Here is an 846-nt window from a genome sequence, read left to right on the forward strand (position 1 = left end):
CACGTCTTTCATCGGCTCTTAGTGCCAAGGCATCCGCCCTGCGCTCTTTCTTGCTTGGCCTCTTCAGATACTATAGCGTTAATATCTGACGGCTTGTTGTTTCTTGGTTTCTCTACTTGTCCGCTGCTTTCGCAGCGCCTCGTTTCGTCTCTATCTCTACGTTTAACGTATTTTAGATGTTTCGTATATGCGATTTTCAAGGTACATATCTGACTGATGTTTTATCAGCCATTAGAACACACAAATTCCTTTGTATCCTCTAATCACTGGTAAAACCAGTTTATCCTAACAGCGTTCCCCCGCTGGTCCGGGTTACACCTTACGGTGCCGTTCTATTTTCATAGGCTTTCTTCCCCAAGCCTTTTTTAAGGGCTCCGGCAGCCACCTGCTTTCCCATGCCGTCTCCAGCATAGTATCATCGGCCGCTTCAGTCTTAACCTTCGTGTTCGGGATGGGTACGGGTGTTTCCCCGAAGCGCATCGCCACCGGAATCTTTTCTGTTATCTCTTTTTGATAACTCAACAGTAAAACACATTCTCACCACTCTCACTAACCTCATGCTCACTTGCGTTCGCATTCGCTAAGTGTTCGGGCGGGCTTTCTCACTAAATTCGCGCTTCGCACTCATTAAGTGTTCAATGCCTCTACTTCTTCTTCCTTAGAAAGGAGGTGATCCAGCCGCACCTTCCGATACGGCTACCTTGTTACGACTTCACCCCAGTTATCGGTCCCGCCTTCGGCAGCTCCTCCCTTGCGGTTAGGTCACTGACTTCGGGCGTTACTGACTCCCATGGTGTGACGGGCGGTGTGTACAAGACCCGGGAACGTATTCACCGCGACATTCTG

At 49.3% G+C, this 846-nt stretch carries 2 rRNA genes; both read right to left on the minus strand.

The annotated features are described in order from the left end of the window. Positions 1-372: 372 nt before the first annotated feature. Positions 373-490, minus strand: a 5S ribosomal RNA gene (gene rrf / locus WBS51_RS15150). Between the two features lie 172 nt (positions 491-662). Then, a 16S ribosomal RNA gene (locus tag WBS51_RS15155) occupies positions 663-846 on the minus strand; the annotation flags it as partial.

The sequence above is a fragment of the Blautia acetica genome (assembly GCF_038739805.1).
Classification (GTDB): domain Bacteria; phylum Bacillota; class Clostridia; order Lachnospirales; family Lachnospiraceae; genus Blautia.